Consider the following 20095-nt stretch of genomic DNA (forward strand, 5'->3'; position numbering starts at 1 on the left):
GATCTGACTATGTCACAACCGCGGGTCCCTCCGGGTGGCGCCGGGTTCCGGTCAGGCCGTGAGGTGGGCCAGGAGCTTTGCCGTTCCCTCGGGATCCTCGACCGGGAAGTGGTGGCTGCCGAGATCGACGAGTTCGATGTCGAAGCGGTCGCGGTATCGTTCGATCGCCTCCGGGGTCGCCAGGCCACGAACGGCGAACACGGTGATCGGCTGTTTCGTCTCGCGCAGCGCGGCGTCCATGTCCCAGCGAATCAGGCCCTCGATGGACCGCAGGCCGGCCGGCTGCCGGACGGCCACCATCTTGGCGAAGTACGCGTCCTTGCGGGCCGGGTCGGTCTCGGGCAGTGATCCGCCTTCCACGAGGCCCCGCACCGCTCCGGCGAAATCCTCGTGGAACAGGAGCATCATCGCTGCGGTTTGGTGTTCGCTCGGGGCCGGGAACAGCGACAGATAGAGCAGCGAGTCCAGGGCGGCCACGCGCGTGACCGTGCGGGGAAGCAGCCGGGCGACCTCGACGGCGACCGCTCCGCCGAGCGAGTGCCCGGCCACCACCGCCGACGTCACCGATTCGGCTTCGATCACCGCGATCACGTCGCGGGCGAACTCTTCCATGGTCCAGGCGTCTCGCGTCGCCCGGGAGTCGCCGTGCTCGGCGAGGTCGACCGCGAGGACACGATGATCGGCGGGCAGGTGGTCGGTCACCGCGTCGAAGTCGCGGCGGTCGCACGCCCAGCCGTGGATGAGGACCAGGGCCGGGCCGTCGGCGGGACCGCTGGCCGTGTACCGGATGGTCGTGTGACCACCGCGCTGAACCTCGTGATCCGTCTTGATCTTGTCGATGGATGTCACGGTAACTTCCTCTGCTTTCTCGAAAGGTCAGACGCGCGGGGCGACGGCGGCACGGGGTTGAGTCCGTGTCTGCCTCAATCGCAGGACGAGGGCGGAGAACGTGATCACCGCTATGGCGAGGGCATAGATCTTGGTGGCGGTCATCAGTCCGAGCGTCGTGACCGCGATGCCGCCGAGCACGGCGGGAACGCTGTTCCCCAGGTAGTTGATGGTGTTGGCGAGGGCGAAGACCGCGCTGCGCTCGTGCGGCCGGGCGATCCGGGCGAAGGTGCCGAACGTCGCCAGCGCCGACGCGCCGAAGCCTGCTCCCGCGACGACCGTGCCGGCTCCGGCCAGCCAGGCGACATCCCCTGCCACTCCGGCCAGCGAGATCAGCGTGCCGAGTCCGAGCAGCGCGGACGCGGGAGCCAGCAGCATGGCCGCGGACCGGGACCGCAGCAGGGCGATCGCGACAGCGCCGGTGCCGGCCAGGAGGGTGACGACGACGCCACCGATCAGATGGTTGTGCAACCCCAGCAGTTCCGCCGCGACGGACGGGCCGAGCGAGAGGTACATACCGGCCAGCGCCCAGGTCGCGATCATCACCGGCACCACCGGGACGATCTCGGAGCGCAGGTGCGCGGGCATCGCGACGCGCGGGCGCAGGGAGGCGATCGCGCCCGGCCGGCGCGGTGAGGTCTCCGGCATGCGGGCGACGATCACCATCGCCAGCACCATCGCGCCGGCCAGCAGGGAGTAGACCAGCCGGGTCGGCGCAGGGCCGAACTCCACCAGCAGGCCGCTGCCGAGAGCGCCGAGCGCGAGTCCGGTCAGCGGAGCCACCGAGGTCACGACGCCCGCCCGCCCCCGCGACGGTTCGAGATCGACGAGCGCGGCGCTCAGGGCGGTGGTCGCGACCCCGGTCGCGATGCCCTGCAACACCCGGGCGGCGGACAGGACGAAGACGTTGCCGGCGACCAGGAAGAGCGCCAGCGCGACGATCTCCAGCGCGATCGCCGCGGCGAGCACCGGCCGGCGGCCGAGGTGGTCGGAGAGCGGACCCAGGACGAGCAACGCGCCCAGCAGGCCGATCGCATACAGCGCGAAGACGACCGTCAGTGCCCACGCCGTGAAGTGCCACTGCTGTTGGTAGATGACATAGATCGGGGACGGTGCGCTGGAGGCGGCCAGGAAGAGGACGAGGATTGCGGCCACGGAGGAGAAGACGCCCTTCCGAGGCGGGAGGGAAGCTGCGACACTCATAACCATCCCTGCAGTGATCGTTGCGTTAGTGACCTCCGAACCGTAGATCAAAAGCAACGATCACTGCGATACTAAACGCAGTGATCCGTGCCATAATGGCTTCATGCCCGTTGCGTCCTCGTCCACCCCGCAGGCCGGCAGCCGGCCCGGCGGCCGTTCGGCCCGAGTCCGTGCGTCGGTTCACCGAGCCGTCCAGGAGCTGGTCGGCGAAGAAGCGGAGGTGTTGACGATCCCGGTCGTGGCGGCCCGCGCGGGGGTGCACCCGACGACGGTCTATCGCCGCTGGGGATCCATCGGCGATCTGCTCGCCGACGTCGTGACCAGCCGATTCTCCGGCGAGATCGTGGTGCCGGACACCGGCAGCCTGCGCGAGGACCTGGAACGTTATGCCTACGACCTGGCCAAGGATCTCGGCGACCCGGACACTCTGGCCCTGGTGCGCGCCACCATCGGCACGGGCGGGGAGCAGGGCGCCGCCGCGTGTCGTGGCGAGCGGCAGGACCAGCTCGAGGCGATCCTCGACCGGGAGCGGGCCCGGGGCAAGCCTGCTCCGAGCCTGGAGCGCACCATGGACGCGGTGCTCGCCCCGCTCTACTACCGAGCCGTCTTCACGAACTTCCCGCTCACTCCGGAGTGGACCCGCCGCCTCGTGACGGACCTGCTCCGCCCTTGAGGCCTCGACTCAGTGAAGGCTATGACCCGGCGCGAACGCCGGCAGACAGGGGACGCGGCTCAGCGGGCCCAGCGGGCGACGCTGGCCGGGCCGGGCTTCTCGCGCAGGCGGGACGGGGTGAGCAGGTCTCGCGTGGCGGCCCGGCTGGGCTTCTTGCCGAGGGCCGCCCGGCTGGACTCGCGCAGCACCGTGGCGGCCCAGAACGCGGACGCCCGCAGCGCGCCGTGGCGACGGCGGTGCAGGCGGACCTTGTTCAGCGTCAGCAGCGCCCACAGGCCCGGGGACACCCGGGAGTCGCCCTCCAGGTGGACCGCTTTCGCCTCCGGGACGTACCGGGTGCGCAGCCCGGCGTCCCGCGCGCGCAGGGCGAAATCGGTCTCCTCCGAGTAGAGGAAGTATCGCTCGTCCCACGGTCCGATCCGGGCGAAGCACTCGGCGCTGATCAGCTGCGTGGAGCCTTCCGCCCAGTCGGCGCACGTCTCCGCCTCGTACGCGGAAGGGGTCGTGACGATCTCGCCCAGCAGGCGGGAGCGGCCGGCGCGGCGGGCCCCGAGGAAGGCGTCGCCCAGCATTCGCAGGGTGCTCGGCTCGCGGCGCTGGGTGTGGATCAGGACGCCGTCGCCGTCGACGAGGTTCGGCACGGCGATGCCGGTGCCGGGCACCTCCAGCGCCTCCAGAAGGCGCGGGACGCAGCCGGGCGTCAGGCGCACGTCCGGGTTCAGGACCAGGATCGCGTCGTAGGACGGGGACGCGGCGACCGCGGCGTTGATGCCGGCCGCGTAGCCCGCGTTGCGGCCCATCTCGACGACGGTCGCCTCCGGCGCCAGCTCGCGAACGAGCGCGACACTGTTGTCCCGGGAATCGTTGTCGGCGACCGTGAGGTGCCATTTCAGGCCGTCCAGCCCGGTACGCAGGCCGGCGATCAGGTCGGGAATCAGCCGCTCGCTGTTGTAGGAGACGACCGCCACCAGAATCGTCATCGCGACGCGATCCTCGCCTTCAGTCCGCGGAGCACCTTTCCGGTGCGGCCGCTCTTGAGCTTCTCCCCCAGCGCGCCCTGTTTGAGCGAGCGGGTCACCGCGTTCTGCGTGCGGCGGGCGGTGGTGATCGTCCAGGAACGGCCGATCCGGCCCGCGGCGACCGGCGTCTCGTCGTTCATCAGCCGGGTCTTGTAGAGCGCCTCGGATTTCCCGAGGTCGATCTGACGGATGCCGTCGGCGGCGCCGGCCTCGGCCATCCGCAGGCAGAGCAGAATGCCGGCCGAGTACTTCGACAGGTCCTGGTCGTAGGAGGGGAACCAGTAGGCGAGCACGGACTCGCTGCGCAGGCCCAGGTGCGCGGCGACCGGGCGGTCACCGGCGTAGATCGTGGAGACCACCGCGCGGCAGTCGTCGGACGCGGACGCCTGCAATTCCTCGAGCACCCCGGCAATCCAGGGCGTGGAGAACCGGTCGTACTGCTGGGTGCGCAGGTATTGCGCGGACTTCCATTCCCGCAGTGCGGCGAGCGCCTCGGGGGCACGGTCGTCCCAGACGAATCGTTCGTCGCCGACCTCACGGGCCATCTTCCGCTGCTTGCGCAACGTCTGCTTCACGACGTCACCGGCTTTGTTGCGATTCTCGACGTACGCCGGATAGCCGTCCTCGAGGTTCATCAGCGGCGACGAGGAAAGCGTCGTGTGATGGTCGGTGAATTGCGACGCCATCAGATGATCGAATTCGAACACCGGCAGCCGGCATGCTGTGAGCAACCCCTTGGCGTCGAGATCAAGGCCATTCCGGTGTACGAGACCCTGGCAGTCACTGATCCCGAAACCGATCGGGACGCCGACCACCCGGTTGCGGACCTCGAACGGGAAGAATCCGGCGATCCCGTCGGACTCCTCGAGCACCGCCACCCGCGCGGCCGGGCGCTGCCGGGCGACAGCGAGGGTGAACTCCGGGGCGAGGAACGGATTCTGCAGGCCGGGCCGGTCCTTGCGGAGCTGTCGCCAGGCGGTCAGCTCGGCGGGTCCCAGCTCGTCCGGGCGTACGACGGTGATCTTCACGAGCGCGCCGATCCGTGCACTGATCCGTGGACGGCCGGGCGGCCCAGGGCACGGTAGTCCCAGCCCGCGGCGGCCCAGTGGGCGGGGACGAGCGCGTGCCGCCCGTCGACGATCCGGGTGCGGCGCACGACCGCGGCCATCGCCGACGGGGAGATCTCCCGGAACTCGTTCCACTCGGTGAGCAGCACGACCACGTCCGCGTCGCGGGCGGCGTCGAGGGCGCTGGTGGCGTACCCCAACTCGGGGTGCACCCGCCGTGCGTTGTCCAGCGCGGCCGGATCGAAAACGGTCACGACCGCGCCCATCCGGTGCAGGGTGGCCGCCACGTCGAGGGCCGGCGCGTCGCGGATGTCGTCGGAGTTCGGCTTGAACGCGGCGCCGAGCGCGGCGACCCGTTTGCCGGCGACGTCCCCGGCGCAGAGCTCGACGACCAGGTCGACGGTACGGGCGCGGCGTCGCCGGTTGATCCCGTCGATCTCGCGCAGGAAGCCGACGGCCTGGCCGACTCCCAACTCCTCGGCCCGATGCGCGAACGCCCGGATGTCCTTGGGCAGGCAGCCGCCGCCGAAACCGAGCCCGGGGCGCAGGAACTTCCCGCCGATCCGCTCGTCGTAGGCCAGCGCCTCGGCCAGGTCGTGCACGTCGGCGCCGGTGGCCTCGCAGACCTCGGCCATCGCGTTGATGTAGGAGATCTTGGTGGCCAGGAACGAGTTCGCGGCGACCTTCACCAGCTCGGCGGTCTGCAGGTCGGTGACCTTGACCGGCACGTCCTGGGCGATCACCGGCCCGAACGCGGCGCGCAGCTGCTCCTGCGCCCACGCGGAGGTCACGCCGAAGACCAGCCGGTCGGGTTTCATCGTGTCGTCGACGGCGAAGCCCTCGCGCAGGAACTCCGGGTTCCACGCCAGCTCGACCTGGTCACCGGCCGGCGCGGTGGTACGCAGCAGCTCGGCGAGACGCGCGGCGGTACCCACCGGGACGGTGGACTTGCCGACCACCAGCGTGCGGCGGGTCAGGTGCGGAGCGAGACTCGTGACCGCCGCGTCGACGTACCGCAGATCGGCGGCCTCGGAATCAGCCTGCTGGGGCGTACCGACGCAGAGGAAATGGACGTCGCCGAAGGCGGCGGCCTCGCGGAAGTCGCTGGTGAACCGCAGGCGGCCGGATTCCAGGGCCTTGGCCAGCAGCTCGGGCAGGCCGGGCTCGAAGAACGGGACCTCGCCCGCGGTCAGCTTCTCGATCTTGCTGGTGTCCACGTCGACACCGAGCACCTCGAAGCCCATGACGGCCATGCAGATCGCATGGGTGGCACCGAGATATCCGGTGCCGATCACGGTGAGACGGGGACGTGCGGTCATCAATAAGCTCCCGAGCTGCGCACGACGGCGCTGACGGTACGGAACAGAATGGCCAGGTCCATGGCAAGCGACCAGTTCTCCACATAGCTGAGGTCGAGCCGGATCGACTCCTCCCAGGACAGGTCGGAGCGGCCGGACACCTGCCAGAGGCCGGTCAGGCCGGGCTTGACGACGAGCCGGCGCAACATGTCCGACGGGTAGCCGGCGACCTCGCGGGCCAGCGGCGGGCGCGGGCCGACCAGGGACATGTCGCCCTTGAGCACGTTGAACAGCTGCGGCAGCTCGTCCACCGAGAAGCGGCGCAGCCAGTTGCCGATCGGGGTGATCCGCGGGTCCTGCTTGATCTTGAAGAGCTCGCCGTCGTGCTCGTTGAGCGCCTGCAGCTCGGCCAGTCGCGCCTCGGCGTCGACGACCATCGTGCGGAACTTGTAGAGCATGAAGGTGCGGCCGTTCTTGCCGACGCGTTCCTGTTTGAAGATCGCCGGGCCGCGCCCGCCCTTGCCGAACATCACCAGGCCGGCGACGACGAGCAGGATCGGCGACAGCAGGGTGAGCAGCACGGTCGCGCCGACCCGGTCGAAGGTGGCCTTGAAGAACCGCGCGCTGCCCTTCAGCTTCGGGTGCTCGACGTGCAGCATCGGCAGGCCGTCGACCGGGCGGATGGTGGTGCGGTCACCGGCGACGTCGACCAGCGTGCTGGCCACGATCAGGTCGATCTCCTCGCGTTCCAGCTGCCAGGCGAGCCGGCGCAGGGCCGGCCCGTCGATTTCCGGGCAGGCCAGCACGATCACGGTGTCCGCGTCGGCGCGGGTCACCGCCGAGTCGACCTTGTCGAAGGTGCCGTAGACCGGCGGCATGCCGGCGGCGAACGTCTTCGGGGTCGGCGCGGCCGGCAGCACGGCGCCGATCACGCCGAGGCCGTGGTAGCGCTCGCGGCGCAGCCGGCGGGTCATGTCGGAGACCGCCTGCTCGTGCCCGACCAGCAGGACCCGGTGCAGGCGGTTGCCACGGCCCCACGAGCGGTGCAGGCGCTGCCGGTAGAGGTAGCGGGCGCCGAGGTCCACGACGATGGCCAGCGGCAGCGCGATGCTGACGTAACCGCGGGCCAGGCGCAGGTCGAAGGCGAACGAGACGATGGCGAGCATGGCGGTGAGGCCGACGCCGGCCCGGAACACGCGGGCGTACTCGTCGGTGCCGACGAACAGGTGGCGCGGCTCGTAGGCGCGGTTCGCCGAGAGACAGAGAATCCACGCGATCGGCAGGACCGCCGTGAGCAGGATGTAGCCCTTGAGGTTGGGTTCGTCACCGTCCGGGCCGAAGCGCAGGACCAGGGCCCAGGACGCGGCGCCGAGGCCGACGACGTAGTCGATCAGGTACAGCATCCGGGCGTACCGGTTCTGCCAGCCCGCTCTGGTCTCGCCGGCTCGTTTGCCCCGCCGGATGCCGAGCGCTCTTTCGCTCAGATCGACGGTGGCCAGCGACTCGATTGTCTGCACGCCTCTGCCCCCATTGGCTGCGGTCAATCCATTGTTGATAATAGGTGGGAATCCGGACAAGCCGGATCCGTCAGGTGCCGAAGCCCGCGCTTAGCTTAGAGTGATCAGCCGGTAACTTACAGGCGACCCACCGGACACATGAGACAGACTCCCGAACGGCACCCCGTTCGCGCTACAGCTTTCCGTCCGACGGGATTGGCGGTTCGGACGAGCCTCAGGGATGTCCGTCCAGTTCGGAGCGAGCCGCCATACTACGGCGCTCCGTGCAGGTCAATCGTCAGCGACGAGTGATTGACTGTCATCATCTCGACGCAAGGTTTCCCGATAGTCACGACACGTGTCGTACCGCGGTAGCAACCCGGAGGCGAGGGCCTCGGACAGCGTCGGCGCGGCGGCGTCCTTCGGCGACAGCAGCGGCGTCCCGACCGGCCAGGTGATGCCCAGCTCCGGGTCGAGCGGATGCACGCCGTGCTCGTGGCCCGGGCGGTACGTCGACGAGCAGAGATACGCCACGACGGCGCCCTCCGTCAGCGAGCAGAACGCGTGCCCCAGCCCCTCGGCGAGATAGACGGCGCGCCGGTCCACGTCGTCCAGCCGCACCGCCTCCCACTGCCCGAAGGTCGGCGAGCCGGCGCGGACGTCGACGACCACGTCGAGGACGGCGCCCGCCACGCAGGTCACATACTTGGCCTGGCCGGGCGGGACGTCGGCGAAGTGGACGCCGCGCACCACGCCGGCGGCCGAGGTGGAGAGGTTCGCCTGGGCCAGGTCGAGCGGGTGCCCCACGACGGCGGCCAGGTGGTCGAAGCGGTACCACTCGAGGAAGGTGCCGCGGTCGTCGCCGAACTGCGCGGGAGTGACCTCCCACGCGCCCTCGATGCTCAACGGGCGGATCTTCACAGCGCTCCCCCGAACGGGCCGGTCTCCAGCAGACGTTCCAGGTACGTGCCGTAACCGCTCTTCAGCAACGGCCCGGCCAGCTCACGCAGCTGATCGTCGGAGATGAAGCCGAGCCGCCACGCGGCCTCCTCGACGCAGCCGATCTTCAGACCCTGGCGTTCCTCGATCACCCGTACGTACTCCGAGGCCTGCACCATCGACTGGAACGTGCCGGTGTCCAGCCACACCGTGCCACGGTCCAGCACGGTGACGTCGAGCCGGCCACGGCGCAGGTACTCCTCGTTCACGGCGGTGATCTCCAGCTCGCCCCGCGCGCTGGGCTCCAGGGCGTCGGCGATCCCCACCACGTCGGCATCGTAGAAGTAGAGCCCCGGAACGACGTACGTCGACTTGGGCTTCCCGGGCTTCTCCTCGATCGACAGCACCGTGCCGGACTCGTCGAACTCGACGACGCCGTACCGCTCGGGGTCGGCGACCGGGTAGGCGAAGATCCGCCCGCCGGCCGGCTCCCGGAAGCGCGCGAGCTGCCGGCCGAGGCCGACGCCGTGGAAGATGTTGTCGCCGAGGATCAGCGCAACCGGCTCGTTCCCGATGAAATCGCGGCCGATCCGGAACGCCTGGGCGATCCCATCCGGTTTCGGTTGTTCGGCATAAGAAAGGGACAGACCGAATCGGCTGCCGTCACCGAGCAAGCGCTCGAAATGCGGTTGATCCTCGGGGGTGGTGATGACCAGGATCTCCTGAATTCCGGCGGAGACCAGCGTGGTCAGCGGGTAGTACACCATCGGTTTGTCGAAAATGGGCATCAGCTGTTTCGACATGGCCATCGTGATCGGCCAGAGTCGTGAGCCGGTGCCACCGGCCAGCAGGATTCCGCGCACTGACGAAGACTAAACACAGTGGAGGCGGTAGTACACTCGGCCGCTGTGCAGATTCTCGTGACCGGGGGCGCCGGTTTCATCGGTTCGGCCTATGTCCGGGCGGTACTAAAGGATGAATTCGCGGGGGTTGCCGGCGCGTCGGTGACCGTCCTGGACCTGTTGTCCTATTCCGGCAACCGGGCGAATCTGCCGGTGACGGATTCCCGACTCGACTTCGTGCAGGGCGACATCGGCGACGCGAAGCTGCTGCGTGACCTGCTGCCCGGCCACGACGTGATCGTCCACTTCGCCGCCGAGTCGCACGTGGACCGGTCGATCAGCGGCGCGGTGCCGTTCGTGACGACCAACGTGCTCGGCACGCAGGTGCTCCTCGACGCTGCGCGGGAGACCGGGATCGGCCGTTTCCTGCACGTCTCGACCGACGAGGTGTACGGGTCGATCGACGCCGGATCGTGGACCGAGACGTGGCCACTCGCGCCGAACTCGCCGTACGCGGCCTCGAAAGCCTCGTCCGATCTCCTGGCCCTCGCGGCGCACCGGACCCACGGCATGGACGTCGTGGTCACCCGCTGCTCGAACAACTACGGCACGCACCAGTTCCCCGAGAAGCTCATCCCGCTCTTCGTGACGAACCTGCTCGACGGCAGGAAGGTGCCGCTCTACGGCGACGGCGGCAACATCCGCGACTGGCTGCACGTCACCGACCACGTCCGCGGCATCCAGCTCGCGCTGGAGAAGGGGCGGGCCGGCGAGGTCTACAACATCGGCGGTGGCACCGAGCTGACCAACCGCGACCTCACCGGGCTGCTCCTGCGGGCGTGCGGCGCGAGCTGGGACATGGTCACCCCGGTCCAGGACCGCCCGGGCCACGACCGGCGCTACTCGCTCGACATCACCAAGATCAGAGACGAGTTGGGGTACGAGCCGCAGGTCACCCTCGAGCGGGGACTGGCCGACACGGTCACCTGGTACCGGGAAAACCGAGCCTGGTGGGAGCCGCTCAAGGCCCGGGCCGGGCTCTGATGCGCTGGCTGATCACCGGCGCGGGCGGGATGCTCGGCCGTGACCTGCAGACCGTCCTGCACGGTCAGAATGTCGTCGCGGCCACCCGTGCCGAGCTGGACGTCCGCGACCCGGACGCGGTCCGCGACGCGGTCGACGGCGCCGACGTCGTGATCAACGCGGCGGCGTGGACCGACGTGGACGGTGCCGAGACGTCCGAGGAGGCGGCCACCGCGATCAACGGGCACGGCGCGCGGAACCTCGCCCTCGCCGCCGGCAAGCGCCTCATCCACGTCTCCACCGACTACGTCTTCGACGGGACCGCGACGACGCCGATCCCGGAGGACGCGCGGCGGGCGCCGCTCAACGCCTACGGCCGGGGCAAGGCGGTGGGCGAGGAGGCGGTGCTGGCGGCGGGCGGGTCCGTGGTCAGAACCGCCTGGTTGTACGGCGAACACGGGCCCAACTTCGTCCGCACCATGCTGCGCCTGGCCGCCACCCGGGACACGCTCGACGTGGTGGACGACCAGGAAGGGCCGCCGACCTGGTCGTACGCGCTCGCGCAGCAGCTGGTGGCGCTGGGCCGCTCGTCCGCCGCACCCGGGATCTACCACGGCACCGCCGCCGGGTCGACCACGTGGTGCGGGCTGGCCCGGGCGGTCTTCGCCGAGGCAGGACTGGATCCTTCCCGCGTACGGGCGACGACCAGTGACCGTTTCGTCAGGCCGGCGAGACGGCCGTCCTACAGCGTGCTGTCGCATGCCCGCTGGGCCGGGAGCGGGGTGGCTCCGCTGCGGGACTGGCGCTCGATGCTCACCCAGGCGATGCCGGTGCTGCGGCCGTAGGTCATTGCCGTGCCGCGGCCCTGGCGCAAGCCTGCTGCCGCTGCAGGGGAAGTTGTCGTACCCCTGGCCGAGAATGGGGCCATGAGTAACGACGCGCTCACTCTCCTGTTCTCCGTGCTGCTGGCCGTGCTGGCCACCAGGCTGTTCGCGCTGCTGGTGGCCATGATCGCGGGCGGCCCGGATCGACCTTCCGCGGTCAGGTGCCGCGGGCTTCCGGTGCGGCGGCGCGCCCGGGCAGCACCAGCAGCACGGCGAGCAGCAGCGGCAGCGACAGGGCCACCATGCTCGCGACCTGATGGAAGCGCGGGAAGACGTCCAGGTGGAAGGCGTGCCACAGGAAATGCTCCGCGCTGAAGATCAGCCACGCGCCGCCGGCGGTCGTCCGCAGCACCGGCCGGCGCAGCGCGGCGACCGACAGCACCAGCAGCGCGAGGTAGAGGCCGCCCACATCCCGGACCAGGTGCTCGTTGTAGGGGCCGAGCGCTGAGACCCAGTGCGCGCCCGGCCAGGGGAAGTCGCGGTAGAAGGAGAGGGGGAACGCGCCGGCCCAGACACCGACGAGGGCGGCGTTCAGAGCCAGGATCACCGTGGCGACCGTCTTCGCTGTCACGGGAGCTCCGCCAGCCACTGGTCGAAGGTCTGGGTGCCGCGCAGACCCGGACCGTCGGGGAGAGCGCCACCGGACTTCATCGCGCGCCCCGCCTCGCCCGGCAGCGGGAAGCTGAGAACCCACTTGCGCGGGCCGTGCCGCCGGGAGACCTTCCTGACCAGGTCCGCCATCTGCAGCGGCTCGGGGCCGGCGAGCTCCGGAGCCATGCCGCGCGGTTCGCCCCCGGCGAGGCGGACCAGTTCGGCGGCCACCTCGCGGGCGGCGACCGGCTGGCTCAGCATCGCCGGCACCACCGCGACCGGCCCACCGAAACGGGTCAGCGACTGCAGCGCGAACTCGTGGAACTGCGCCGCCCGCAGCACCGTCACCGGCACCGGACCGGCCAGCGCCACCCTCTCCTGGTTGAGCTTCGCCCGGTAGTAGCCCCACGGCACCCGATCGATACCGATGATCGACACCAGGACGTGGTGCCCGACCCCGGCCCGCACCCCGGCCGCCTGCAGATTCCGGGTCACCGTCTCGAAGAACCGGGTCGCCCGGTCCCCGCTCACCGTCTCGATGTTCGACACGTCGATCACCACGTCGGCGCCGTGCAACGCCTCGTCCAGGCCCTGGCCCATGGTCAGGTCCACGCCGCGCGCCCGCGACATCACCACCACGTCGTGACCGGCCTCGCTCGCCGCCGTGACCACCAGTCTGCCCAGCCAGCCGGTTCCCCCGGCCACCGCGATCCGCATCCGGACCACCCTCTCTCGCGTCGTTGTCACGAGGAGGACAGATCAGCCCCGGGAAATGTGACAGCCGTGTGGCCCGGGTCTCAGCTCACCGTCGGCCCCGCCCGGGCCCGGCACGCGACTCGGCATCCGACGTTAGGCTTCCGGCTGTCACGATGAGGGCGCATCCGGACATGAGGTGGTTGTGCCCGACGACGACGGATTCCGGCAGATGTACGCGGCGAACTTCCCGCCGTTGCTCGGCTATGCCCTGCGCCGGGTCGAGCAACCGGCAGACGCGGCCGACATCGTCGCCGAGACGTTCCTGATCGCCTGGCGGCGCCGGGACGAGATGCCCGGCGGCGCCGAGACCCGGCTCTGGCTCTACGGCGTGGCCCGTCGCGTCCTGGCCAATCATCATCGCGGCGGGGAGCGGCGCGACCGTCTCGGTGAGCGACTGCGACGGCGGCTCGCGGCCGTCGTCCCCGATCCGGGCAACGACGTCCCGGAGCGCCTGGCCGTCCGCGACGCCCTGGCCCGGCTCGGCGACCTGGACCGTGAGGTGCTGACCCTGACCGTCTGGGAGGGGCTGGAGCCGCGGGAGGTCGCCGAGGTGCTCGGGGTGAGCGCAGCCGTCGTGCGCACCCGGCTGTCGCGGGCCCGCATGCGGATGCGCCGACTCGTCGGTGACGATCTGCGCCCGTCCGGACATGTCTCCAGCGTCCTGACCGCACCCACCCCGGAGGAGGGCCGATGACCGACGACCGCCTGGACCGCATGATCCGCGGCGCCGATCCGTACCGTCTCGCCGATCTCGACGGGGCTGACCAGGAACTCCTGGAGGAGATCATGTCCACGCCCGACGCGCTTCCCCGCAGGCGCCGCTTCCTCGTCCCGCTGGCCACCGCCGCGGCCGTCACCGGCATCGTCGGCGCTGCCGCGCTGTTCGCGCCGGGGCGTGACACCACGCAGTACGCCGCGCCGGCGCCCTACATCTCGATCGCCGCGCCGAGCGAGGCTCTCGTGGTCAAGGCGGCCGAGGAGAACCCGCGCCTGCTCATCACCGAGCTGGGCTGGAAGATCACCAGTGTCTACGGTTTCGCCGGCGCGAGCGGCGACATCTTCTTCGCGAACGGCGACCGTTCGATGAACATCACCTGGTACCCGGCCCGGGAGTACGACGGCTACTACCGGGACCGCCTGGCGGTCAGCGCGCCGCAGGCGTCGGCGATCGGTGACTGGCCGGGCGACGTGTTCACGTACAGCGACTCGGACTTCGCGCTGATGCTCAGGCCCCGCGACGGCATGTTCGCCGAGTTGCGTACCGGCGGCACGTGGACGCGGGCCGGGTTCGACGCGCTGCTGCCCAGGATCGAACGGGTCGACGCGAAGGCGTTTCTGGCCGCGATGCCGCCCGAGGTCGTCACCCCGGACAAGGCGGCCGAGGCGGCGAACCGCATCCTGGCCGACGTGCCGAAGCCGCCGGACTTCGACGACGGCACGCTGCTCACCTTCGGCACCAACGACCCGTACCAGTTCGGCGCCCAGGTCACCGCACGGATCGGCTGCGCCTGGATCGCCGAGTACCAGCGGGCCGACCGCGCCGGCGACGAGGCCGCCCTCTCCAAGGCCCAGCTGGCGTTGCGCAGCAGCCACAACTGGAAGGTTCTCAAGTCCATGGTCGACGAGGGCGACTGGGCCGAGGGCTTCTGGGAGCTGGCCGACAAGGCCGCCGAGGGCCGGATCCCCCAGGACTACCGGAGCAGCCTCGGCTGCGATTGACGCGGGACGTGGCCGAGCGCCCGCACCGTCACGCGTGCCTGCCCGGGGATGGCTATCTTGACGCGATGGCGTACATCGATCTCGGCGTCGACGAGCGGGCGCTGCCCGGCATCCAAGGACTGCTGAAGTACCGGCCGGAGACGGCCGCCCCACTGATGGCTCTCGCGGAGACCCTTCTGCGCGGACCGAACTCCCTCACCCCCGGCGAGCGCGAGCTGATCGCCGCGCACGTCTCCGCCCTCAACGAGTGCGACTTCTGCCGCGACTCGCACGCCGCGGCCGCCGCCGCGCAGCTCCCGGAGGGCATGGCGCTGGTCGAGCAGGTCCGCGCGGACCCCTCGTCCGCACCGGTCGCCGCCAAGCTGCGTGCGCTGCTGCGGATAGCCGAAGCTGTCCGGCGCGACGGCCGTGACGTGACCGAGAGCCTGGTGGCCGACGCCCGATCCGTGGGCGCGACCGACCCGGAAATCCACGACACGGTCCTGATCGCCGCAGCCTTCGCCATGTTCAACCGTTACGTCGACGGCCTCGGCACCCGCACCCCGGACGACCCGCGCGCCTACGAGCTGTCCGCGAAGCGCATCACCACGTCCGGCTACCAGAACAGAAGCTGACCCCTTTCCCGTACGGCATGAGCCGCCCCGATCCACACCGGCGCTGATCCCGGCTGCCCCTCGCGCAGGACCCGGCCCACTTCCTCCAGCCCGCGGCTCGCCCCTCCCACTGGTTCTCACGGTCGTTATGAGGCACGAACAACGACCGTGAGAACCAGCCGGGAGCGGGAGCGCGGGACGGGTCTCGCGGCAGAGATCGCGCCGACTTTTGCACGGAGCGACAAAAGTTCCGTCTACAGAGAACGAAGGTGTGGACCTCGCCGACGGAAGGGTCCTAACGTGACGGCCAACACAGCGCGGAACGTGAGGTGGCTGTCGTGTTGTCGATTCTGCGTGCGCTCCGGGACGACGGTCCGGTGTCCCGGGCCGAGCTCGGCGATCGCCTGGGGCTGACCCGCCCGAGGCTGACCAGCGAGATAGAACGGCTGATCAAGGCCGGTTACATCACCGAGGCCGGAATGGCGGCGTCGCGCGGTGGACGGCGCTCGACGCTGGTCGGGATCCACCCGCGGCTGCGCTTCGCGGCAGTGGACCTGGGCGCCGGGTCGATCGACATCGAGGTGGTGAACGGGCGGCTGGAGCCCTTGGTCGCGTACCGGGAGCCGGCCGACGTCCGCAAGGGACCGAAACCGATCCTGCACCGCGTCGGCGAGTTGCTCGCGAAGGCGCGCGCCGAGGGCGTCTACGACCGTCTGGACGGGGTCGGGATCGGCGTCCCCGGCCCGGTCAGCTTCCGTGACGGCGTGCCGGTGTCCCCGCCGATAATGCCAGGCTGGGACCGCTATCCCGTCCGCGAGCTGCTCGCCCGCGAGCACGGCTGCCCGGTCGTGGTCGACAACGACGTCAACATCATGGCGGTCGGCGAGCGGCACGGCGGGGTCGCCCGGTCCGTCGACGACTTCCTGTTCGTGAAGATCGGCACCGGGATCGGGTGCGGGATCCATCTGTCCGGCGGCGTCTACCGCGGGGTCGACGGGTGCGCCGGCGACATCGGGCACATCCAGGTCGACGCGAACGGCCCGACCTGTTCGTGCGGCAACACCGGCTGCCTGGAGGCGGTGTTCAGCGGTGCGGCGCTGGCCCGGGACGCCCTGGCCGCGGCCCGGTCGGGCGCCTCCCCCGCGCTCGCCGAGCGCCTGTCGAAGAGCGACCGGCTGAACGCCCGGGACGTCGCCGAGGGTGCGGCCGAGGGCGACGTGGTCTGCATCAAGCTGATCCGGGAGGGCGGCCGCCGGGTCGGCGGGGTCCTGGCCGCGCTGGTGAGTTTCGCCAATCCGTCGATGATCGTCATCGGGGGTGGGTTGGCGCAGCTCGGCCACGTACTACTGGCCGAGATCCGCAGCGTGGTCTACCGCCGGTCCCTGCCGCTGGCGACCGGCAATCTGCCCGTCGTGCTCTCCGAGCTCAGTGGCCGCGCGGGCGTCACCGGCGCGGCGGTGCTGGCCAGCGACACCGCGTTCGAGCAGGTCCCATGAGCGAGTCGGCGGGCTCGGCCAGGAAGATCCTCACGCTCACCGACGTGGTGAAGGAGTTCCCCGGGGTTCGCGCGCTCGACGGCGTACACCTGGAAGTCCTCGAGGGTGAAGTTCATTGCCTGCTGGGGCAGAACGGCGCCGGGAAGTCCACCCTGATCAAGGTCCTCGCCGGGGTTCATCACGCCGACTCGGGCGAGATCCTCTGGCAGGGCGAGCCGTTCGCGCCGGCCAGTCCGCAGGCCGCGATGCGCGCCGGGATCGCCACCATCTACCAGGAGCTGGACCTGGTCGACGACCTGTCGGTGGCGGAGAACGCGTTCCTCGGGCACGAGCCGTCCCGGTTCGGCTTCACGCGGCGTCGCAGCGCCGCCGAGCAGACCCGGTTCATCCTGGGCAAACTCGGTCACCCGGAGATCCCGCCGGGCCGCCTCATCAAGGACCTCCCGGCCGCCGGCAAGCAGATCGTCAGCATGGCCCGCGCGCTGTCCCACAACGCGAAGCTGATCGTGATGGACGAGCCGAGTGCGGTCCTGGCCCACGACGAGGTCGAGAACCTGTTCCGGATCATCCGGGAGCTGACCGCGCACGGCATCGCCGTCGTCTACATCTCGCACCGGCTCGCCGAGATCCGCGAGATCGGCGACCGGGTCACGGTCCTCAAGGACGGCCGCACGACCGCCGCCGGCCTGTCCGCCCGCACGCCGACCAGGGAACTCGTCGGCAAGATGACCGGACGATCCTTCGAGTACGCCTTCCCCCCGCGCGTCGCCCCGGACAAGGAGAGCAGCGCCCCGGAGGAGAAGCGCACGCCGCTGCTGACGGTCACGAACCTCAGCCGTGCCGGAGAGTTCGCCGACATCAGCCTCACGGTCCGCCCCGGCGAGATCGTCGGCATCGCCGGTCTGGTCGGCTCCGGGCGCTCCGAACTGTTGGAGACGATCTTCGGTGCACGCCGGCCGGACACCGGCACCGTGATCCTGAACGGTCACCGGATCACCGGCGTCGGCAGCGCCGTCCGGCACGGCATGGGCATGGCCCCCGAGGAGCGCAAGAGCCAGGCCCTGCTCCTCGACGAGCCGGTCTTCAAGAACATGACGCTGGCCTCGTTCGCCGGCTTCGCCCGGGCCGGGTTCACCGCGGCCCGCGACGAGCGGGCGGCCGCCCAGCGCACCGCCGACAACCTGGAGCTGCGCCCGCGCGACGTGGACCGCCCGGTGCGCACCCTCTCCGGCGGCAACCAGCAGAAGGTTGTCGTCGGCCGCTGGCTCCTCACCAGGGAGAACAACGCGGGCGGGACCCGGCTGTTGCTGCTCGACGAGCCGACCCGGGGTGTCGACGTCGGCGCCCGGGCCGAGCTCTACCAGGTCATCCACGACCTGGCCGCGAACGGCGTCGGCGTGCTGCTGGTCTCCAGCGAGGTGCCGGAGGTGCTCGGCCTCGCCGACCGGGTGCTGGTCATGCGCGAGGGCCGGCTGATCCACGAGGCGCTCGCCGGCGAGATCGACGAGGACACCGTGCTCGACCTCGTGATGGCGGGGTCGCTGATGGAGGGAGAGGCCGCGTGATCGCCGAGACGGCGCTTCCCAAGGCACAGAAATACGACGACAACCTCTTGCGCAACCTCGGTCTGGTCGGCGTGCTCGTCATTCTGGTGATCATCGGGATCGTCACCAGGCCCGAGCTCTACTCCGACCCGGCCTGGGTGCGGAACAACGTTCTGATCATCCTGCAACAGGCGTCCGGGATCGGCGTGGTCACGGTCGGCATGACGTTCGTGATCATCGGGGGCGGGATCGATCTGTCGGTGGGTGCGATCATCGCGCTGGCCGGCGTCTGGGCGACCACGCTGGCGACGCAGAGCTACGGCGCGGCCGGCATGATCTTCACGGCGCTCGTCGTGGGAGTCGCCGTGGGGCTGGTCAATGGCGTGCTCATCGCGTACGGCAAATTGGTCCCTTTCATCGCGACGCTCGCCATGCTCGTCTCCGCGCGCGGTCTGGCGGCGCAGATCTCCGGCAAGCAGACGCAGGTCTCCGCGAACGAGACGATCAACAGCATCGCCACCACGAAACTCCTCGGGATCCCGCTGCTGGTGTGGATCCTGGCGCTGGTCGTCGCCGCGGGCTGGGTGCTGCTGAACCGGACGACGTTCGGCCGGCGCACGGTCGCGGTCGGCGGCAACCCGGAGGCGGCCCGGCTGGCCGGTATCAACGTCAAACGGCACTCGCTGCTGCTCTACGTGCTCTCCGGGCTGTGCTGCGGGATCGGCGCGATCATGCTGACCTCGCAGGCCACCAGCGCGCAGGCGGCGATGGCCAACCTTTACGAGCTCGACGCGATCGCCGCGGCGATCATCGGCGGCACGCTGCTCAGCGGCGGCCGCGGCACCATCATCGGCGCCCTCTTCGGGGTGCTGGTGTTCTCCACGATCACCAATCTGTTCGCCATCAACAACCTCGCCACCGAGGTTCAGAACATGGTCAAGGGCGGCATCATCGTGGCCGCCGTGCTTCTTCAGCAGTTCCGCTATCGCTCCCTCACCAACCTCCTCAGGAGGAGAAATGTCTCCGATAAGCCGTAGGCGCATCCTTCTCGGCAGCGCGGCAGCCGGCGCCGGCCTGGCGCTCACCGCCTGCACCAGCAACGACACCGGCAACGACGCCCAGGTGAAGACCGGCGGGAGCGGTGACGCCAACGCCGCCGCCGGTCAGAAAGTGATCATCGGGTTCTCCGCGCCGGCAGCCGACCACGGCTGGATCGCGGCGATCACCAACAACGCGAAGGCACAGGCCGCGGTCTACTCCGACGTGGAGTTGCGCCCGGTCGAGGCGGGCGCGGACGCGGCGGCTCAGCGCGCGGCCCTGTCCACCCTGATCGCGCAGAAGCCGCAGGTCATCGTCATGCTCCCGCATGACGGCAAGGAGCTGAACGCGACCGGCCTCGAAGCGATGAAGGCCGGCATCCCGGTGGTCAACCTGGACCGGGCGTTCCCGTCGGCGGCCGCGTACCGGCTGCAGATCAAGGGCGACAACTACGGCATGGGCCTGGCCGCCGGGCAGTACATCGGTGAGCAGCTCAAGGCCAAGGGCGTCGGCAGCCCGATCATCGGCGAGATCCCCGGCATCGACTCCCTGGAGCTGACCCAGGAGCGCACGAAGGGCTTCAACGACGCGCTCGCCGCCTTCGGTTTCAAGGTCGCCAACCGGCGCCCGGCCGAGTTCACCGCCGACTCCGGGCAGGCCGCCGCGACCGCGCTGCTGCAGGCGCTGCCGAAGATGGACGCGCTCTGGAACCACGACGACGACCAGGGCATCGGGGTGCTCGCCGCGATCAAGCAGGCCAACCGTAGCGAGTTCTTCATGGTCGGCGGCGCCGGCTCGAAGGCGGCGATCGACGCGATCACCAAGGACGACACCGTGCTCAAGGCGACGGTCACCTACAGCCCGTCGATGGCGTCGTCGGCGATCAGCCTGGCCCGGCTCATCGGCCAGGGCAAGGGCATGTCCGACCTGGTCGAGCTGCAGGTGCCGAAGGAGATCACGCTGGCCTCCGAGACCATCACCAAGGACAACGCTTCGAAGTACGCGAAGCTCGGCTTCTAGGAGCAC

20 protein-coding genes are annotated in these 20095 nt (G+C 70.2%); 10 read left to right on the forward strand and 10 right to left on the reverse strand.

Going from position 1 to position 20095, the window contains the following annotated elements; genetic code table 11:
• Positions 1 to 51: 51 nt before the first annotated feature.
• Both Acy02nite_RS00535 and Acy02nite_RS00540 read right to left on the reverse strand, forming a co-directional pair.
• Positions 52 to 849 carry an alpha/beta fold hydrolase gene (locus tag Acy02nite_RS00535; RefSeq protein ID WP_203737388.1) on the reverse strand — a complete coding sequence of 266 codons (798 nt, stop codon included), beginning with the start codon at positions 847 to 849 and terminating at the stop codon, positions 52 to 54.
• A gap of 27 nt (positions 850 to 876) precedes the next feature.
• Complete coding sequence (locus Acy02nite_RS00540; protein WP_203737390.1) at positions 877 to 2043, reverse strand: MFS transporter; 1167 nt, start codon at positions 2041 to 2043, stop codon at positions 877 to 879.
• Positions 2044 to 2194: 151 nt separating this feature from the next.
• Here Acy02nite_RS00540 and Acy02nite_RS00545 point away from each other — a divergent pair, with 151 nt between their 5' ends.
• Complete coding sequence (locus Acy02nite_RS00545) at positions 2195 to 2764, forward strand: TetR-like C-terminal domain-containing protein (RefSeq protein ID WP_203737391.1); 570 nt, start codon at positions 2195 to 2197, stop codon at positions 2762 to 2764.
• 59 nt (positions 2765 to 2823) lie between these two features.
• Here Acy02nite_RS00545 and Acy02nite_RS00550 read toward each other — a convergent pair whose 3' ends face one another.
• From Acy02nite_RS00550 to rfbA, 6 genes are all read right to left on the reverse strand, one after another.
• Positions 2824 to 3744 (reverse strand): glycosyltransferase, encoded by a 921-nt coding sequence (locus Acy02nite_RS00550; RefSeq protein WP_203737393.1) that lies wholly within the window; start codon positions 3742 to 3744, stop codon positions 2824 to 2826.
• Positions 3741 to 4811, reverse strand: a complete 1071-nt coding sequence (locus Acy02nite_RS00555) for a GNAT family N-acetyltransferase (protein ID WP_203737395.1) — start codon at positions 4809 to 4811, stop codon at positions 3741 to 3743. The genes Acy02nite_RS00550 and Acy02nite_RS00555 overlap by 4 nt, the downstream gene beginning before the upstream one ends.
• The gene (locus tag Acy02nite_RS00560; RefSeq protein WP_203737397.1) at positions 4808 to 6169 is read right to left on the reverse strand and encodes a UDP-glucose dehydrogenase family protein; all 1362 of its coding nucleotides are present in this window, start codon (positions 6167 to 6169) and stop codon (positions 4808 to 4810) included. The genes Acy02nite_RS00555 and Acy02nite_RS00560 overlap by 4 nt, the downstream gene beginning before the upstream one ends.
• Entirely contained in the window at positions 6169 to 7665 is a 1497-nt protein-coding gene (locus Acy02nite_RS00565; protein ID WP_203737399.1) for a sugar transferase, read from the reverse strand. Before Acy02nite_RS00565 ends, Acy02nite_RS00560 begins: the two co-directional genes overlap by 1 nt.
• A gap of 270 nt (positions 7666 to 7935) precedes the next feature.
• On the reverse strand, positions 7936 to 8565 hold the full coding sequence (locus tag Acy02nite_RS00570) for a dTDP-4-dehydrorhamnose 3,5-epimerase family protein (RefSeq protein ID WP_203737401.1): 630 nt from the start codon (positions 8563 to 8565) through the stop codon (positions 7936 to 7938).
• Entirely contained in the window at positions 8562 to 9446 is an 885-nt protein-coding gene (gene rfbA / locus Acy02nite_RS00575; RefSeq protein ID WP_203737403.1) for a glucose-1-phosphate thymidylyltransferase RfbA, read from the reverse strand. The genes Acy02nite_RS00570 and rfbA overlap by 4 nt, the downstream gene beginning before the upstream one ends.
• A 45-nt stretch (positions 9447 to 9491) precedes the next feature.
• Between rfbA and rfbB the strand changes: the two genes are divergently transcribed.
• The gene (gene rfbB, locus Acy02nite_RS00580; protein ID WP_203737405.1) at positions 9492 to 10469 is read left to right on the forward strand and encodes a dTDP-glucose 4,6-dehydratase; all 978 of its coding nucleotides are present in this window, start codon (positions 9492 to 9494) and stop codon (positions 10467 to 10469) included.
• Positions 10469 to 11293 (forward strand): dTDP-4-dehydrorhamnose reductase, encoded by an 825-nt coding sequence (gene rfbD, locus Acy02nite_RS00585; protein WP_203737407.1) that lies wholly within the window; start codon positions 10469 to 10471, stop codon positions 11291 to 11293. The genes rfbB and rfbD overlap by 1 nt, the downstream gene beginning before the upstream one ends.
• A gap of 196 nt (positions 11294 to 11489) precedes the next feature.
• Here rfbD and Acy02nite_RS00590 read toward each other — a convergent pair whose 3' ends face one another.
• Both Acy02nite_RS00590 and Acy02nite_RS00595 read right to left on the reverse strand, forming a co-directional pair.
• Positions 11490 to 11903, reverse strand: a complete 414-nt coding sequence (locus Acy02nite_RS00590; RefSeq protein ID WP_203737408.1) for a hypothetical protein — start codon at positions 11901 to 11903, stop codon at positions 11490 to 11492.
• Complete coding sequence (locus tag Acy02nite_RS00595) at positions 11900 to 12640, reverse strand: SDR family oxidoreductase (protein WP_203737415.1); 741 nt, start codon at positions 12638 to 12640, stop codon at positions 11900 to 11902. The genes Acy02nite_RS00590 and Acy02nite_RS00595 overlap by 4 nt, the downstream gene beginning before the upstream one ends.
• 181 nt (positions 12641 to 12821) lie before the next feature.
• On the opposite strand from Acy02nite_RS00595, the gene Acy02nite_RS00600 reads away from it, so the two are divergent.
• The 7 genes from Acy02nite_RS00600 to Acy02nite_RS00630 all read left to right on the forward strand — a co-directional run bounded on the left by Acy02nite_RS00600 (position 12822) and on the right by Acy02nite_RS00630 (position 20089).
• The gene (locus Acy02nite_RS00600; RefSeq protein WP_239174004.1) at positions 12822 to 13373 is read left to right on the forward strand and encodes an RNA polymerase sigma factor; all 552 of its coding nucleotides are present in this window, start codon (positions 12822 to 12824) and stop codon (positions 13371 to 13373) included.
• The gene (locus Acy02nite_RS00605) at positions 13370 to 14398 is read left to right on the forward strand and encodes a hypothetical protein (protein ID WP_203737417.1); all 1029 of its coding nucleotides are present in this window, start codon (positions 13370 to 13372) and stop codon (positions 14396 to 14398) included. The genes Acy02nite_RS00600 and Acy02nite_RS00605 overlap by 4 nt, the downstream gene beginning before the upstream one ends.
• 65 nt (positions 14399 to 14463) lie before the next feature.
• The gene (locus Acy02nite_RS00610) at positions 14464 to 15012 is read left to right on the forward strand and encodes a carboxymuconolactone decarboxylase family protein (protein WP_203737419.1); all 549 of its coding nucleotides are present in this window, start codon (positions 14464 to 14466) and stop codon (positions 15010 to 15012) included.
• Positions 15013 to 15329: 317 nt separating this feature from the next.
• Positions 15330 to 16487, forward strand: coding sequence for an ROK family transcriptional regulator (locus Acy02nite_RS00615; RefSeq protein WP_425548083.1), 1158 nt, complete (start codon positions 15330 to 15332; stop codon positions 16485 to 16487).
• Positions 16484 to 18052: a sugar ABC transporter ATP-binding protein gene (locus Acy02nite_RS00620; protein WP_203737423.1), complete on the forward strand. Its 1569-nt coding sequence runs from the start codon at positions 16484 to 16486 to the stop codon at positions 18050 to 18052. Before Acy02nite_RS00615 ends, Acy02nite_RS00620 begins: the two co-directional genes overlap by 4 nt.
• Positions 18049 to 19068: an ABC transporter permease gene (locus Acy02nite_RS00625; RefSeq protein ID WP_203737424.1), complete on the forward strand. Its 1020-nt coding sequence runs from the start codon at positions 18049 to 18051 to the stop codon at positions 19066 to 19068. Before Acy02nite_RS00620 ends, Acy02nite_RS00625 begins: the two co-directional genes overlap by 4 nt.
• Positions 19049 to 20089 carry a substrate-binding domain-containing protein gene (locus Acy02nite_RS00630; RefSeq protein WP_203737426.1) on the forward strand — a complete coding sequence of 347 codons (1041 nt, stop codon included), beginning with the start codon at positions 19049 to 19051 and terminating at the stop codon, positions 20087 to 20089. Before Acy02nite_RS00625 ends, Acy02nite_RS00630 begins: the two co-directional genes overlap by 20 nt.
• The last annotated feature ends 6 nt before the right edge of the window (positions 20090 to 20095 follow it).

This window comes from Actinoplanes cyaneus, from assembly GCF_016862095.1.
Taxonomy (GTDB): domain Bacteria; phylum Actinomycetota; class Actinomycetes; order Mycobacteriales; family Micromonosporaceae; genus Actinoplanes; species Actinoplanes cyaneus.